The following is a 15,559-nucleotide window of genomic DNA, read 5'->3' on the forward strand; positions in this document are numbered from 1 at the left end:
TCCTAGTCGTGGGCGTGGTTGGTGATGGGGCCGACGTGGACTAGCTTGGGGTCCTCGCCGCGCTCGAGCGCCAGATCGCACAGGATGGCGTCCTCGCGGGCCTCCATGACCTCGGCCTCGTCGTCCTCGATATGGTCATAGCCCAGCAGGTGCAGCATGCCGTGTACGAGCATCAGACGACACTCGTCAGCGGGGCTATTGCCAAAACCGGGGGCCTGACGGGCAATAACCTGCGGGGCCAAGATGATATCGCCGAGCTCGAGCGTCTCGTCGGCGGGAATATCCTCGTCAAAGGCCGAGTCGCATTCAAACGAGAGCACATCGGTGGTGCAGTCGATACCGCGCCACTCGTGGTTGAGCTCGTGCATCTCGTCCTCGTCGACATACGAAAGGGAAATCTCGACTTCACGCTCAACGCCCTCGGCGGCAAGCACAACCTCGCAGATGTGCTCCACCTCCTGCGCGTCGAGCAGCGTATCGAGCTCGGCATCGTTGCTGATCAATACACTCAACGGGACTCCTTTCGGTCACGTACGCGCTTCTCGCGCACATCATCATAAGTATCGTATGCCTCGACGATACGTCCCACCAAGGCATGGCGCACCACGTCGGCACGCTCGAGGTGCGAAAATGCGACATCATCGACACGGCCCAAAATCTTCTCGACATCCGCCAAGCCGCCACGACGACCCACCAGGTCGCGCTGGCTCAGGTCGCCGGTAATCACGAACTTGGAGTTGAACCCAAGGCGTGTCAGGAACATCTTCATCTGCTCGGGCGTGGTATTTTGCGCCTCGTCGAGCACCACGAAGGCATCACTCAGCGTGCGGCCGCGCATGTAGGCAAGCGGGGCGATCTCGATCACGCCGCGCTCCATAAGCTCATCGGTGCGCTCGCGATCCATCATGTCAAAAAGGGCGTCGTAAAGCGGACGCATGTAGGGATCGATCTTTTCCTCGAGGGTGCCGGGCAAAAAGCCCAGGTTCTCCCCCGCCTCGACAACCGGACGCGTCAAGATCAGACGGCCCACCTCGTGACGCTTGAGCGCGGCAACGGCGAGCGCCATGGCCAGATAGGTCTTACCGGTGCCGGCAGGACCCAGGCCAAACGTGATGGTATGCGTGCGGATGGCATCCACATAGCGCTTTTGCCGGAGCGTCTTGGGGCGAATGACGCGGCCGCGATACGAAAGCAGCACGTCATCGCGAAGCGACGTAGCCTCGTGCTCACCGTCGCGCAAGACGGCCAGGCAGCGAGAGACATCGTCGGCAGAAAGCGTGCGCCCGGCGGCCGCCTCGCGAAAGGCGTGCTCGAAAAAGCGCGCCACGAGTTCGACCTCGTCCGGGTCGCCGCTCACGGAGATGCTATCGCCACGGGCGACCACATGAGCGCGAACCAAGCTCTCGAGCGCACGAAGGACGCCGTCGCCGGCGCCCAAAACGCACGAGGGATCAATCCCCTCGGGAACGGTAAGTCTAATCTTCGAGGCTTCCATGAACCTCCCTGCGTGCATGGACCAAGCCGGAATCATCGACTCCGATGATAGCAACATCGAGCAGGCACGGGGCTGTAAGTCCACAGGTATCGTCAAGACGGGCATGATGGAACGAGCCGAGCGTCAGGTTGTCGCCATACTCGAGCACGGCACGCTCGACCGTGCCCACGCGACGGCGAGCGTCGGCAATAGCGAGCTCCTGTGCAGCGGCCCGCATACGGCGGCTGCGCTCGGCCATAACCTCGGGCGGAACCTGGTCGGGCATGTCGGCAGCAAGGGTACCGGGACGCTTGCTGTAGCGGAACACGTGCATACGCGAGAAACCCACACGGCGGCACAGCGCCAGCGACTCCTCGAACTCCTCGTCCGTCTCGCCAGGGAAGCCGACAATAACGTCGCAAGAAAGTGACGCCTGCGGCAGATTGGCGCGAATCATACGCACCGTGTCCTCAAAGGCCTCCGCACTATAGGGACGGCCCATGCGATGCAGGGTCGCCGTGCAGCCGGACTGCACGGGCAGGTGCAAAAACGGGGCGATACGCTGCGGAAAGCGCGCCATAACCTTAAGCAGGCGCTCAGAGATATCCATGGGCTCGACCGAGGAAATGCGCACATGCGGGATAGACGTGCGCTCCATGATGGCCTCGAGCAGCTCATCGATTTCGACATGCTCGTCGGTCGCGCTCTTGCCATCGTAGGCGCCCAGGTTCACACCGGTCAGCACCACCTCGGGCACGCCGGCCTCCTGGGCCTCGCAAACTTGCTCGAGCACGGACTCAACGGGCACGGAGCGCTCGGGGCCGCGTGCCTTCCACACAATGCAATAGGTGCAGCGATGGTTGCAGCCGTCCTGAATCTTCACGCCCAGGCGAGAGCGACCGAGCGCATCGACCACCTCGCCATCGCTGCAGGCGGGAACGCTATCGGACTCAACGCCCAACACCTCGCAGACACGTTCGGCGACATCGATCTTGGACGGCTCGGCGATCACGCGATCCGAAAGCTCCAACAGCTCCTCGGGATGTAAATTGACCACGCAACCAGTCACAAGCACATAGGGCTCGTTAGGATGGGCCAGCGCATGACGGACGGCCTTACGGGTCTTGGCCTCGGCCTCGCCCGTAACGGCACAGGTGTTAATGACGATCAGATCGGCATCCTGGGGATCCACAATAGCAAAGCCCAGACGCATAAGATCGGCAGTGATACGGTCAGACTCAACCCGGTTGACGCGGCAGCCGAGGTTGACGACGGAAATATGGGGTGCGAGCACGCGGGCTCCTTAATCGAGGATATCGTCGAGGGCACTCTTGATACGGTCGGTCACCGACTTCTTACCAGAAGCGACGTCATCGCCCATCTCATCGGCAAAAGCACGGAGCAGTTCGCGTTGCTTATTGGAAAGATTGGTGGGAACGACCACGCGCAGTTGCACGATCAGGCGGCCACGCGAACCGCCACCGCCAATGCGCGGCATGCCGTAATTATTGACGCTCACGGTGTCGCCGTACTGGGCGCCGGCGGGAACCGTCACCTTAACGACCTCGTCGGGCATAATGCCCTCGACCTCGATCTCGCAGCCGAGCGCAGCCTGCGCAATCGAGATATCGCTCACCAGGTACAGGTCGTCACCGTTGCGCTTAAAGCGCTCATGGTCGGCAACGCGCACGTTGACAATCAGGTCGCCCGAAGGATCGCCGCGAAGGCCGGCCTCCCCAAAGCCGCTCACACGCAGCTGGCGACCGGTCGAAACGCCGGCGGAAATATCGATGTCGATCTTTTCGTGCGAAGGCGTGCGGCCCTGGCCGTCACAGGTCTCGCAGGGATGATCGATGACCGTGCCCTCGCCGTGGCAGTCGGGGCAAGGCGAAGAGGACTGGACCTGGCCCAAAAAAGAGCGCTGGACCGTGGTGACATAGCCCGTGCCGTGGCAGCGGCTGCACTGTTTTTCGGTCGCACCGTCAGCCTTGCCCGTACCGTTGCAATCCTCGCAGGGAGCAAGGCGGTCATAGCTGATCGTCTTTTTGCAGCCGAGCGCCGCCTCCTCGAGCGTCACCGAAAGCGAGATGGCCATGTCACGTCCGCGACGACGCTCACGACGGCTGCGGGCGCCACCGCCGGCACCGCCGCCAAAGAACGACGAGAACAAGTCGTCCATGCCCATACCACCAAAGATATCGTTGATATCGACGTAGCCCGAACCACCAGGGCCGTCGGCGGTGCCGTAACGGTCGTAGTTAGCACGCTTCTGCTCGTCGGAAAGAACGGAATAGGCCTCGTTGAGCTCCTTGAACTTGGCCTCGGCCTCGGGGTCGTCCGAAACATCCGGATGTACGGTACGGGCCTTCTTTAGAAACGCGCGCTTAATCGTCCGCGCGTCGGCATCCTTGTCGACGCCAAGTACCTCGTAGTAATCCCTATTATCCGACACGACCGAATCCTTCCGACTTTCATTATTGTCACAGTGCGTCCTATACCCAAGCTGGGCCGACCGCAAACAGAGGGTTTGATGTTATTGCATTTGGTACGGCGAAAGCATGGCCCGTTGCGAGCAGCTCGCAAACCAAACCGACACGAGCGCGAACATGAAGCCGTTGGCAAAACCGTTGGCAAACTGCATCGCGCCGCGCTTCCACCACAGCAGGCTGCGATGAAGCACACCGTCCGAAAGCACCATGAACAGGCCCATGGCAAACGGAATAAAGCACATCACGGCAAAGGCCGAGAACACGCCCGAGATGGCCGAGAGTACCAAAAACGGCGCCACAATGCCCATCAGGTAAAAACCGGTACGAGCTTTGCCTTCCAAGCGCTCGGCCTCAACATGGGCGCGGCCGACCAGATCGCCACCCGGGGCACCGTTAGTGCCGGCATGACCCATGCCGCTAATGCGGACCTCGTCGCCATCGTGCGTGCCGGCAGGAAACTCAATCGTCTGCTCGGAGGTTACGCGAGTACGACCGCTGCCACCGCAATCGGGGCAGGGGTCGGCCACGACCTTACCGGAACCGCCGCACTCGGGGCAGACCGACTGGAACGTGCCTGCACCAAACAGGAAGGACAGGTCGACGTCGATGTGGCCGCGACCACCGCAGCTCGGGCAGGTATGGGCATGCTCAGACGAAACGGAGCCCGATCCACCGCAATGACCGCAGGTATCGAAGCGCGTGTAGCGGACGGTCTTGCGGGCACCGCCCTTGGCCTCCTTGGCGTCGAGCTTAATATCGACGACCACGTTGGCGCCGTTCTCGGGATTATAGGCAGCCTGCCCGCGACGCGGCTGGCCCCAGGCTCCACCAAAGGGAAAACCACCCTCAAAAGGATTGCCGTACCCGGCGCCGCCGGCATAGCCGCCACCGTAGGGCGAGGCCGAAGGTGCACCCGCAAAGGGATTGCCAGAGCGCATAGCGTCGTAGCGCGCACGTTTTTGCTCATCCGAAAGCACGGCGTAGGCCTCGGAAACCTCTTTAAACTTTTCCTCGGCATCCGGCTCTTTGTTGACGTCCGGATGGAGCTTGCGGGCCTTTTGCTGAAAGGCCTTTTGAATATCACGCGAGGTGGCGTCCTTGGAGACACCCAGAATCTCGTAGTAATCTTTTTCGTTCATCGTCGCCATGCGCGGCAACCTCCTGCTCACAGCAGCGTATATATTCCGGTAATTCTACCCGAGCGGCCTAGGCTAGATCCCAAAACAGCTCGAACAGAACATTTCCATCGAGCCAGCCCAGGTGTGTCGGCGCCAGACGAGCTCGAACATGGCCCGCGAGGACATCTGCCGAAGTGAAGGGTCCCTCATGGACCTCGAGCGTCTCGGGAACCCAAGTGGCAAGACCCAATTCGAGCGCGCGATCGCAGGCAGCTGCCAGCTCGCCCGTTGGGATGACGCAACCCGCACGAACCAACAGGTCGGACACAATACCGCGCGTCATGCGACAAGCGAGCATCAGGTCTTCAGCCGCAGCCTCACGCTGCGACAGATATTCGGCCTCGAACGCCGTCGCGCCATCGTCACGTTGCACCAGTCGCACGCGGTACGCATCGCCGCGAGCAGACACGCCGGGAAACAGCCCGGCCAAGCGATCAAAATCCTCGGCGTCGAGCATACCGGCGGCAGAGCGACCCAGGCCCAAATAGCCCTGGCCGGTCCAGTAGGCAATGTTATGGGCGCACTCATGGCCGTCGAGCGCGTAGCTCGCCACCTCATACGGGTGATAGCCAGCGGCACCCAGGAGCTCGCGTGCCACGTCCATGCACGAAGCTTGAAAATCCTCATCAGGCTCGAGCGACTCGTCGCGGCACGCCATGCGATAGAGGGGCGTCCCCTCCTCGAGCGTGAGCGGGTAAACCGACACATGATGCGGAGCCGCCGCCAGCACGCCATCGAGCGTGCGCTTCCAACTCACTGCGGTCTGCCCGGGAAGTCCACACATAAGGTCGCACGACACGTCAAGCCCAGCGTTCTTGACCATCGCGATAGCGGCGAGCGCCCGATCGGCATCGTGAATACGGCCGATGGCCGCAAGTTCGGTGTTATCGAGCGTTTGCACGCCCAGAGAGACGCGTGTGACACCAACCTTGGCAAGCGCAGCGGCAAGCTCGGCGGTCAGCGACTCAGGATTAGCCTCGCAGGTAAACTCAACGGGGGCGCACGACGCACGAATACGCCGCGCCAGCTCCACCAAGCGCTCCCCCGCCAGCGACGGCGTACCGCCGCCAACATAGACGGTGCGGATCTGGTCAAGGGCCCCAGCTTTGCCAAAAGCATCGAGGCGCGCGAACAACTGCTCAAAATAGGCATCGAGCGCAGCGGTCAGGTCGTACGGAGCAAAACTGCGCGAGTCAAAGTCGCAGTACCGGCACTTTAGGGCGCAAAACGGCACATGCACGTACAGCGCGGTAACGGCCACCCTTAAGCCTCCAGCGGATGAGGGGGCACCGATTCACCGGCGGCAAGGGCAGCCTCGCAGGCCACCACATCGTGCTCGATCTCATCGACCAGCGCCATGAACTCCTCATACGTGGAGCAGCGCACCACATGGGCACGCCAAGCGGCGGCATGGGGCATGCCTTTTAAGTACCAGCTTGCGTACGTGCGGGCACGCGACATGAGCGGCAGGAGCTCATGCGTCAGCGTTAGGTGTTCACGCAGGGCGTCCAGGCGCTCGACGGAGCTGCGCGCCGGCACCGGCGTGCCATCGAGCGCAAGGGCGCGAGCATCACCGAACACCCACGGATTGCCGTAGATGCCGCGCGCGATAAACACCGCGCTGGCACTCGAGCCTTGCAGATGCTCAGTAGCGTCCTCGGCCGAGAACACATCGCCCGAACCGATAACGGGAATCTCGACGGCGTCGGCCACCTCATCGACGACCGACCAATCGGCCTGGCCCGTGTAGAGCTGCGTGGCGCAACGACCGTGCACGGCGACTGCGGCGGCACCGGCGCCTTCGAGCATCTGGGCAAACGTCGCGGCATTACGGTCCTCGGCATAAAAACCCTTGCGGATCTTTACGGTCACGGGCACGTGCGCCGCGCCCACCGTGGCCTCAACGATCTTCTCCGCAAGGTCGGGCGTGCGCATGAGCGCCGAGCCCTCGCCCTTGGTAACAACCTTGCGGGCAGGACAGGCCATGTTGATATCGATGAGCGACAGGCGATCGCCCACACGCTCCTCGACGGCGGCGACGGCACTCGCAAACTGATCGGGCTTGGAGCCAAAGAGCTGCACGCAAATCTGCTGCTCCTCGTCGGCCGGCAGCACCAGGCGCCACGTCTTGTTGCTGGCATAGGCAAGGCCTGCAACGCTCACCATCTCGCTGTAGGCAAGGTTGGCACCGCGGCGGCGGCACATGATGCGATAGGCGGGGTCGGTCACGCCCGCCATGGGAGCCATAAGGAACGGCTGCTCGGCATAGGCGCCCAGCAGCCGCTTGCTGTATTCAGAAAGCGCCATAGACCTACTCGTCCACCTTGAGGATCGCCATAAAGGCCTCCTGCGGGACCTCGACTGAGCCGATGGCCTTCATGCGCTTCTTGCCCTCTTTCTGCTTCTCGAGCAGTTTGCGCTTACGCGAGATATCGCCGCCGTAGCACTTTGCAAGAACGTCCTTGCGACGCGCTTTGACGGTGGAACGGGCAATGATCTTGTTGCCGATAGCACCCTGGATGGGCACCTCGAACAGCTGACGAGGAATAATCTCCTTGAGCTTGTCGCATAGGCCGCGGGCAAGACCGTAGGCCTTGTCCTTGTGGACGATAAACGACAGCGCGTCCACCTCGTCGCCCGAAAGCAAGATATCGAGCTTGACGAGCTCGGAGGGACGATACTCGTTGAACTCGTAGTCGAGCGAGGCATAGCCCTTGGTACGGCTCTTGAGCTGGTCAAAGAAGTCCAAGATGAGCTCGGCGAGCGGCATATCAAAGCGCATCTCGACCGACTTGCTCGTGAAATGAATCATGTCGGTAGTAATGCCGCGGTGCTCGATAGCGAGCTGCATGACGGCACCCGTATACTCGGGCGGGCAGATAATCTTGGCCTTGAGGTAGGGCTCCTCGATGCGCTCGATGCGCGTAGCCTCGGGCAGATCCTGCGGGCTGCGGACATCAATCATCTCGCCGTCAGTCTTGTAGACGTGATAGTCCACCGAGGGGCTCGTAGCAATGAGGTCAAGATTGAACTCACGCTCCAGGCGCTCCTTGACGACCTCCATATGCAGCAGGCCCAGGAAGCCCACGCGGAAACCAAAGCCGAGCGCCACCGAGGTCTCGGGCTCCCACACCAACGACGGGTCGTTGACGTGCAGCTTATCGAGCGCGTCACGCAGGTTCTCGTAGTCCTTGTTATCGATCGGGAACAGGCCCGTATAAACCATGGGCTTGGCCTCGCGGTAGCCGGGAAGCGGCTCGGGGCAGGGATTCGACGCCCACGTGAGGGTATCGCCCACGCGAACGGCCTCGGGGTCCTTCAGGCCCGTGACCACGTATCCGACCTCGCCGACCGTGAGCGCGTCGACCGGGGTCTCGGCGGGACGCTTGACGCCCACGCCATCGACCAAAAAGTCGCCCTTTGCCTGCATCATGCGCAGGGTATCGCCCTTTTTGATGGAACCGTCAAAGACGCGGACCGTGGCGACGACGCCACGATACTCGTCGAAGTATGAATCCAGAATGAGTGCCTTGAGCGGCGCGTTCGCATCGCCCTTGGGCGGAGAGATCAAAAAGACAATGGACTCCAGCAGATCGTGGATGCCCTCGCCGGTCTTGCCCGAGACACACACGGCATCATCGGCAGGGATCGCCAGGTCATCCTCAATCTCGGTCTTAACCTCGTCGGGATGAGCCGAGGGCAGGTCGATCTTGTTGATGGCCGGCACAATGTCCAGATTGGCGTTCATGGCGAGCGTCGCGTTAGAGACGGTCTGCGCCTCAACGCCCTGCGTGGCGTCGACAACGAGCACCGCGCCCTCACAGGCTGCCAGCGAGCGCGAGACCTCATAGGTAAAGTCCACGTGGCCCGGCGTATCGATCAGATTGAACTGATACGTCTCGCCATCGTCGGCGTCATAGGACACGCGAACGGCATTGGACTTGATCGTGATGCCGCGCTCGCGCTCGATATCCATGGTGTCGAGCAGCTGCGACTCCATGTCGCGCTCGTCGACGGTATGGGTGAGCTCGAGAATGCGGTCACTGATCGTGGACTTGCCATGGTCGATATGCGCAACAATCGAGAAGTTGCGGATGTGGGAAATGTCAATTGAAGTATTCATGCGGACTATCTTACCCGAGCGGTACAAAAAATGGAGCCTGTTCCATAAAACAGGCTCCATTTATGCGCGTAATCTGTGTGGTGTGAAATTTACAACTTAAGCGTTGATGCTGTTCACGAGCTTGGCAAGACCGGACTTGCGGTTGGAAGCCTGGTTCTTGTGGATAACATGCTTGGCGGCAGCCATGTCGAGACGCTTGGTGACGGTCTTGAGGGCAGCCTGGGCCTTCTCGGCGTCGCCCTCGGCGACGGCGGACTGGACGTGCTTGGTCAGCGTCTTGAGCTCGGACTTGACAGCCTTGTTACGCATGCGAGCTGCCTCATTGGTGCGGATACGCTTCTTCTGAGACTTGATGTTTGCCACTTCTGGAGTTCCTTTCGAGTTCCTTGCAAAAAATGTATGACACCTCTGAGACACGGTGAGGTCATGCAAGCGCCTACTATAGCACGCTCCCCCTCAAAGGGATAGAACGAATTTGTCAAATAGGCAGGTATCATCACGATTTTCTCAAGATGTTCGTAATCCAGAGCAAAAGCGCGGTCTCAGAATCGGCCGAACCCTTGAGCGCGAGCTCTACATCGACCGCCCCCTCGAGCGCCGCGACGAGCTCTGCCATCGAAAAGCGACGTGCCCAGGTCAAGTGATTCTTGACCTGCCAGGACTGGAGCTTGAGCGTTGCGGCCAGCTCACGACCCTGTCCGCGCGCATCGAGCCCCTTGGCGACGATAAGCTCGCGGATGCGGCCGCACAGCAACGTGTAAGTCCACACGTAGCTCTTGGCGGGCAATAGATTGAAAAGCTCGAGCGAGCGTCGCATGTCACGTGCCGAGACCGCATTGAGAAAGTCCCAGGGCTGGACCTCGGCCGTACGTACAATCCAGCGCTCCACATCGGCAAGCTCAATTTGGGGCGCCTCGACCATCTGGACAAGCTTAGCCAAGTCGTTATCGAGCATGCGCGTGTTTTCACCCGAACGCGAGACGAGCTCCTCGGCGGCCGCCGTCGAGATCGACTTGCCGTGCTGCGTCGCCATCTGTTGCACGCGGCGCGGTAGCTCCCAGCGTTTGGTGCCGGAGCAATCGATCACGGCCTTCTTGTCGATTTTGGCGATCGCCTTATACAGGCGCGTGTTCTTGGCAAGCGAGTCGGCGATGATGAGGCAGACCGTCGTGGGGCTGGGACTCGCCAAATACTCGACAAGCGGCTCCGAGACCGCCTTAGCAAGCTTTGAGCAGCCATCAAGGATTACCAAGCGAAACTCGCTGCCCATCGGAAAGGTGTTAAGCGATCCGATAATCGACTCGATATCGGGGTCTTTGGTCATATCGCGCTCGTCGAGGTTGAACTCGACCATTCCCGACTTTTCCAGACGCGCCTTCATACGCGAGACGGCGTGATCGCGCTTGACGCCGTCGGTACCGACGATCAGATATGCCGGCAGCAGACCGGTTTCGGACATTACGCTCCCCTCCCGCAGGCCTTCGTATTCGTTCCGTGCCATTCTAGCCCAGGGGCCCACCACACGCCAACGACGTCGTCACGGTCGCTGGCATCGCATCGCAAAGCCCTTTGCGGTCGGGCTGATGGTGATATCACCGTGTTCGATGGTGCATGCGAACGCACCGCCCGCTTCCTGAACGGTATCGATGCAGGCATCCGACGGATGACCGTATCGATTCCCCTTGCCGGCGCTCGCGAGGGAAAGCTCGGGTCTCAGGACGTCCAGCAACTCACCATCGACTGAAACCTTGGAGCCGTGATGCCCAAGTTTAAGGACATCGATATCCCCCACCTCCTGCACGAATTCCCGTTCTTGGTCGAGCTCGGCATCACCAGTGAGGAGCATACGCAGGCTCTTGCCTTCCTGAACATAAGAGAGTAGCAGGACAAGCGAGTCCTCATTTCCCTCGCCATCTACGGACTCGAACGGCCACATCACGCGGGCACAAAATGAGCCGATGTCGACCGTATCCCCACGGCGCACCTGCCGATACTCAACGCCAGGTCGATTCAATACCTCGGCAGGAGCATCCTCCAACGCATCCGCCGCCACGGCAATCGTTCCGACCGAAAACTGTTCGAGCACGGCAGGTAGACCACCCCAGTGATCCTCATCCCAATGCGTCACAAAGACGGCATCGATATGGTGCACGTTATTGCGAACCAACGCCGCTACCACGCGCCCATCGAGCCCGCAGTCGACAAGTGCTAATGCGTCGCCCTGGCGGATAAGAATCGCATCCGCCTGGCCCACATCGAGCACCGTCACCGAAGGCGGAGCGAATCGATCCCAGTAGACGTACGGAATCGCAGCCAAGAGCACCAGGCATGCAAGCCCCACCGCCATAGGACGTGCACGGGGACGCGGCCACCAGACCAACAGAACCGCCAGCAAACACGGCACTAGGTAAATCCACATGCTTTCGGGCGGCACACTCACAGATGCACCAGGCACGGCGGCAAACAGCTGCTCGAAGAACAGCGCGCAACGGGCGGCAATCATGGGCACAACGAGCGCCCAAGTCCGCAACGGTCCCACGAGCGAAAAGGGAACCAGCACGATGGACACAGCAAGCAGTACGCTCACCACCGGACCGATGACCGCATTTGCCAACGGAGCAATGAGCGAGAACGTACCGAAGGCGGGAATGGTAATGGGAAGAGTCGCCACTTGCGAGCACAGCGTGACGGAAAGCATGCTGGCAACGCCCGATGGCACACCCAGCTCACCCAAAGCGTAGGTCGCATAGGGGCAAAAGCACAGAATGGCAAAGACGCTGGCACATGAAAGCTGAAAGCCCATATCGAACAGCACCGTCGGTCGCAGTAGCACAAAGATGGACATGGTTACGAAGAGTGCCGATGCGCCGTGCCGGCGACGCTCCGCGCCGTTTACGACAAGCGTCGCGAACACCATGCAGCACGCGCGCACGGCCGAGGGAGACGCGCCCGTAAAGGCAGCGTAGCCCATAAGCGTTATCGCCAATATCGCCCGGTGAAGACCACGTGAGCACCGAGTCTTTTGCAATACACCCTCGATTACAAACCCCACGATAGCCAAATGGCTGCCCGAGACGGCGATAAGATGCGCCGTTCCCGTCACCGAAAACCAGTCGCCCGCCGGCTGGGCGCGCAGCTCGGCCGAACGACCGCAGATGACACCGGCTATGAGCGCACGCGCCGGGTCGGTCGCAGGCGCGATGGACGCAAGCAGCCCATTTCGCAGCCGAAGCAGCGGCCCCGGAGAGCACTCGTCGACCGACACAATCCGAACGGCTTGAACCTTGCGCACCTCGCCTCGGAGCACGCGCGATCGTCCATATGCATCGTTCTCAAAACGTGAAACGCGACCGATAACACGCGCGTGCGCCCCGACCTTGAGCTCGAGGTCGCACGATAGGCGAACCGTTGCCAAGTTCTTACCGTCCGCACGTGCCTCGCAGGTATAGGAATACACGTCGTCGTTTATGGATGGATCGCCCTGCACGACAAACTCGAGGCCGCTTGCCGCTCGAGCGTCGAGCGCCTTCGAGGCGTTGAGCGCGCCCGCAGCCCACCACGCCGAGACGACCGCTCCCGCCACGAGACCGACGGACGCGGCATACAGCCACCGCTTCCAAGGAGCAAGCGGTGCACAAAATTGAGCCAGCACAACGAATACCGCCGCCGCAACGGGAATGGCCCATAGCAGCCCGACCGCCGGCGCCTGCTCCCTCAGCAGCACATCAGCGGCCACGTTGAGCACCAAGGCGCAGCTCATGCACACGCCGGCACACAGGGCCATCGTCCACGGCATCAGGGGCCGCGGAGGCATCACATGCTCGCGCTCGGTCGCACTCATACGCAGATGCAATCTTTGATTTTGGCAAGCTTCTTCTCGCCGATTCCCGACACACGCATCAGATCGTCAACCGAGGCAAAAGCACCGTTCTTTGTCCGCTCATCGATAATCGACTGCGCCATGGAGGGACCGATGCCCGAGAGCGTCTGCAGCTCTGCCGCGCTTGCCGTATTGATGTTGACTAGGCCCGTTGCGCCACTCACGCCCAATGATGCGGAAGCCCCACCATCAACACCGGCTTCCGCAATGGACGCCTGCTGCTCCCCCACCGTTGGAACGTGGATTTTTTGTCCATCAGTGACCTTGGATGCCCGGTTAAGCCCCGTAACGTCTGCCTCGGGCGTAAGCCCGCCGGCGGCATCAATCGCCTGAGCCACCCGCGCGCCGTCCTTGAGACGATATACACCGGGCGACACAACGGCGCCGTCGACATCGACATAGACCTCTGCCGCGGCAGAAGCCTTAGCCGAAGAACCTTCGGATGTCTTTCCGCTCGAGGCATCACCGGATCCCGGCTCCACCAACGAGCCTGAACCGTCAGTGCGCTCAAACGACACGCCACCGGCACCGCCGCCAAGGTTCGCCATCGCCAGTCCACTCGCCATCGCAATGACGACCAGTATCGCCATCACCACTGCCTTATGACCGAACAGCTTGTCCGCCAAGCGGTCCATCCGTTTGACTCGTTCGTGTTGTTCGCGCTGCGCCATAGCAAAACCTCCCAACACCATCGTGTCAGGAAAGGAGCTCCACAACAGCCACGCTCCAAAACCGGTTTTAACGGTCAAACCAAAAACCGACCAAAACCTTGCACAAATCTGTCCATTTATTCAGGCACACGTCAGCAAATGAACACTTAGCCGCAAAATGCCCAGATAGCAAAAGGCCGACGATGCAGGCGCATCGTCGGCCTATGCACAAATTTACTCGTGATCTTGGTAAATCTCACGCGGAGCAAGCTCCGAATGTTTGCGTTTTAAGGTCTTAGGGGCCTTATACGTGTTGCTGGAGAAGTCAATGTACTCGGTCTGCTTAAGCAGACGCTCGATCATCTCCTCGTGGTCGAACAGCTCCCAGGCCTCGTGCACGGCATCGAGTTTGGCGTGCGTCTCGGGACGACGCGGCATAAACAGCGTGCAGCAGTCGGGCGCCGCCTCGGTGGAAATATCGAACGTGCCGATCTCCTGAGCGCGCGCAATGATCTCCTGCTTGTCGGACCCGATGAGCGGACGGAACACGGGAATCTTCACGGCCTCGTTGACGGCCATGATATTCTCGAGCGTCTGGGAGGCAACCTGACCGAGCGACTCGCCGGTCACGATGGCCTTGGCGCCCTCGATATGCGCGATACGCTCGGCAACCGAATACATGATGCGGCGATACATGATCACGCGCAGGTTGCTGGGACAGGTGACCGAAATCTCACGCTGGCAGTCGCCAAACGGCACCACGTACAGGCGGCCGATCTGGACACCCGGCTCAAGCGCACGAATGATGTCCTGCACCAAATACTCGCTCGTGTCGGGCGTCTGCGGACGACCTGAGAAATGTACCGGCACGCACACCGCGCCGCGACGCGCGAGCATCCAGGTTGCCACCGGAGAATCAATACCCGACGACAGCAGCGTCACGACCTTGCCGGCAGAACCCACCGGCAGACCGCCCACGCCGCGCTCGGAGCGCGCGTACACATAAACGCTACCCTGGACCACCAGTACGTGCACCATCGCATCGGGGTCGTGCATTTGAACCTTTTTATCGGGGAAGGCCTCGCACAGCACCTCGCCCACCTGACGATTGATGTCAATCGAGGTGAGCTCATAATCGGTATTGGAGCGCTTGGCGTGCACCTTAAACGAATCGAAGGAACCAAACTCGCGCAGCGCCTTCACGGCGGCGGCACAGTACTCCTGAGGGTCGCGATTGGTGTGATACGCCAAAGACACACGAGCAACGCCGGGAACGGTGCGAATGACACGCGCCGCCTCGTCGGCCTGATGCTCGTTAAAGGTCACGAGGATATAACCGGAAATTCGAGACACGGCATTCACGGAAAAGGCGGCCAAGGCCGCCTTGATGTTATCCATGAGGATATGCTCAAAATGTGCGCGGTTCTTACCCTTCAGTCCAACCTCGTGATAGTGGACCAGGCAGACGCGAGCCGCCATTTAGGCTTCAGCAACCTTGTGGCCGAGCGCCTTCTCGTAACGGGCCTCGTCGTAAGAGATGTCGCCGTCGACAATCTCGTCCATAGCCATCGAGATGGTGTCGGCACCGGAAAGCCCGATGGTGATGTCATCGACATCCTGGACGGCAAGCACGCGGTTGTGCTGGCCACGCAGCATGCTATTGATATCGCAGGCGCGCTTGGAGGCAAGCGAAGCGAGCAGGAAGCGGTTGTGATCGGTCTTCTCCAGAAGATCGTCAATGCAAGGCTTTACAACGGACACGGAC

14 protein-coding genes are annotated in these 15,559 nt (G+C 60.8%); all 14 read right to left on the reverse strand.

Annotated features, from left to right (window positions below; genetic code table 11):
* Nucleotides 1-2: 2 nt before the first annotated feature.
* The gene (gene ybeY / locus AAAX77_RS01845; protein WP_349104511.1) at nt 3-512 is read right to left on the reverse strand and encodes an rRNA maturation RNase YbeY; all 510 of its coding nucleotides are present in this window, start codon (nt 510-512) and stop codon (nt 3-5) included.
* Complete coding sequence (locus AAAX77_RS01850; protein ID WP_349104512.1) at nt 509-1,495, reverse strand: PhoH family protein; 987 nt, start codon at nt 1,493-1,495, stop codon at nt 509-511. The genes ybeY and AAAX77_RS01850 overlap by 4 nt, the downstream gene beginning before the upstream one ends.
* Nucleotides 1,476-2,768, reverse strand: coding sequence for a MiaB/RimO family radical SAM methylthiotransferase (locus AAAX77_RS01855; RefSeq protein ID WP_349104514.1), 1,293 nt, complete (start codon nt 2,766-2,768; stop codon nt 1,476-1,478). Before AAAX77_RS01855 ends, AAAX77_RS01850 begins: the two co-directional genes overlap by 20 nt.
* A 9-nt stretch (nt 2,769-2,777) precedes the next feature.
* On the reverse strand, nt 2,778-3,926 hold the full coding sequence (gene dnaJ / locus AAAX77_RS01860) for a molecular chaperone DnaJ (RefSeq protein ID WP_349104515.1): 1,149 nt from the start codon (nt 3,924-3,926) through the stop codon (nt 2,778-2,780).
* 81 nt (nt 3,927-4,007) lie between these two features.
* The gene (locus AAAX77_RS01865; RefSeq protein ID WP_349104517.1) at nt 4,008-5,111 is read right to left on the reverse strand and encodes a DnaJ domain-containing protein; all 1,104 of its coding nucleotides are present in this window, start codon (nt 5,109-5,111) and stop codon (nt 4,008-4,010) included.
* 58 nt (nt 5,112-5,169) lie between these two features.
* Nucleotides 5,170-6,402: a radical SAM family heme chaperone HemW gene (gene hemW, locus AAAX77_RS01870; RefSeq protein ID WP_349104519.1), complete on the reverse strand. Its 1,233-nt coding sequence runs from the start codon at nt 6,400-6,402 to the stop codon at nt 5,170-5,172.
* Between the two features lie 2 nt (nt 6,403-6,404).
* Nucleotides 6,405-7,448 (reverse strand): tRNA dihydrouridine synthase DusB, encoded by a 1,044-nt coding sequence (dusB, locus tag AAAX77_RS01875; RefSeq protein WP_349104521.1) that lies wholly within the window; start codon nt 7,446-7,448, stop codon nt 6,405-6,407.
* Between the two features lie 4 nt (nt 7,449-7,452).
* Nucleotides 7,453-9,264, reverse strand: coding sequence for a translation elongation factor 4 (gene lepA / locus AAAX77_RS01880; RefSeq protein ID WP_349104523.1), 1,812 nt, complete (start codon nt 9,262-9,264; stop codon nt 7,453-7,455).
* Nucleotides 9,265-9,360: 96 nt separating this feature from the next.
* Nucleotides 9,361-9,627: a 30S ribosomal protein S20 gene (gene rpsT / locus AAAX77_RS01885; RefSeq protein WP_022094714.1), complete on the reverse strand. Its 267-nt coding sequence runs from the start codon at nt 9,625-9,627 to the stop codon at nt 9,361-9,363.
* Between the two features lie 133 nt (nt 9,628-9,760).
* Entirely contained in the window at nt 9,761-10,723 is a 963-nt protein-coding gene (gene holA, locus AAAX77_RS01890; RefSeq protein ID WP_349104524.1) for a DNA polymerase III subunit delta, read from the reverse strand.
* A 78-nt stretch (nt 10,724-10,801) separates the two neighbouring features.
* Nucleotides 10,802-13,105, reverse strand: coding sequence for a DNA internalization-related competence protein ComEC/Rec2 (locus AAAX77_RS01895; RefSeq protein WP_349104526.1), 2,304 nt, complete (start codon nt 13,103-13,105; stop codon nt 10,802-10,804).
* On the reverse strand, nt 13,102-13,779 hold the full coding sequence (locus AAAX77_RS01900; protein ID WP_349104528.1) for a helix-hairpin-helix domain-containing protein: 678 nt from the start codon (nt 13,777-13,779) through the stop codon (nt 13,102-13,104). Before AAAX77_RS01900 ends, AAAX77_RS01895 begins: the two co-directional genes overlap by 4 nt.
* Before the next feature lie 249 nt (nt 13,780-14,028).
* Nucleotides 14,029-15,273 carry a tRNA uracil 4-sulfurtransferase ThiI gene (thiI, locus tag AAAX77_RS01905; RefSeq protein ID WP_342996325.1) on the reverse strand — a complete coding sequence of 415 codons (1,245 nt, stop codon included), beginning with the start codon at nt 15,271-15,273 and terminating at the stop codon, nt 14,029-14,031.
* Nucleotides 15,274-15,555, reverse strand: a complete 282-nt coding sequence (locus AAAX77_RS01910) for a DNA-directed RNA polymerase subunit omega (protein WP_035138532.1) — start codon at nt 15,553-15,555, stop codon at nt 15,274-15,276. It abuts the gene before it with no gap.
* Between the last annotated feature and the right edge of the window lie 4 nt (nt 15,556-15,559).

Origin of the sequence: Collinsella sp. CLA-ER-H6, from assembly GCF_040092305.1 — a bacterium.
Lineage (GTDB): Bacteria > Actinomycetota > Coriobacteriia > Coriobacteriales > Coriobacteriaceae > Collinsella.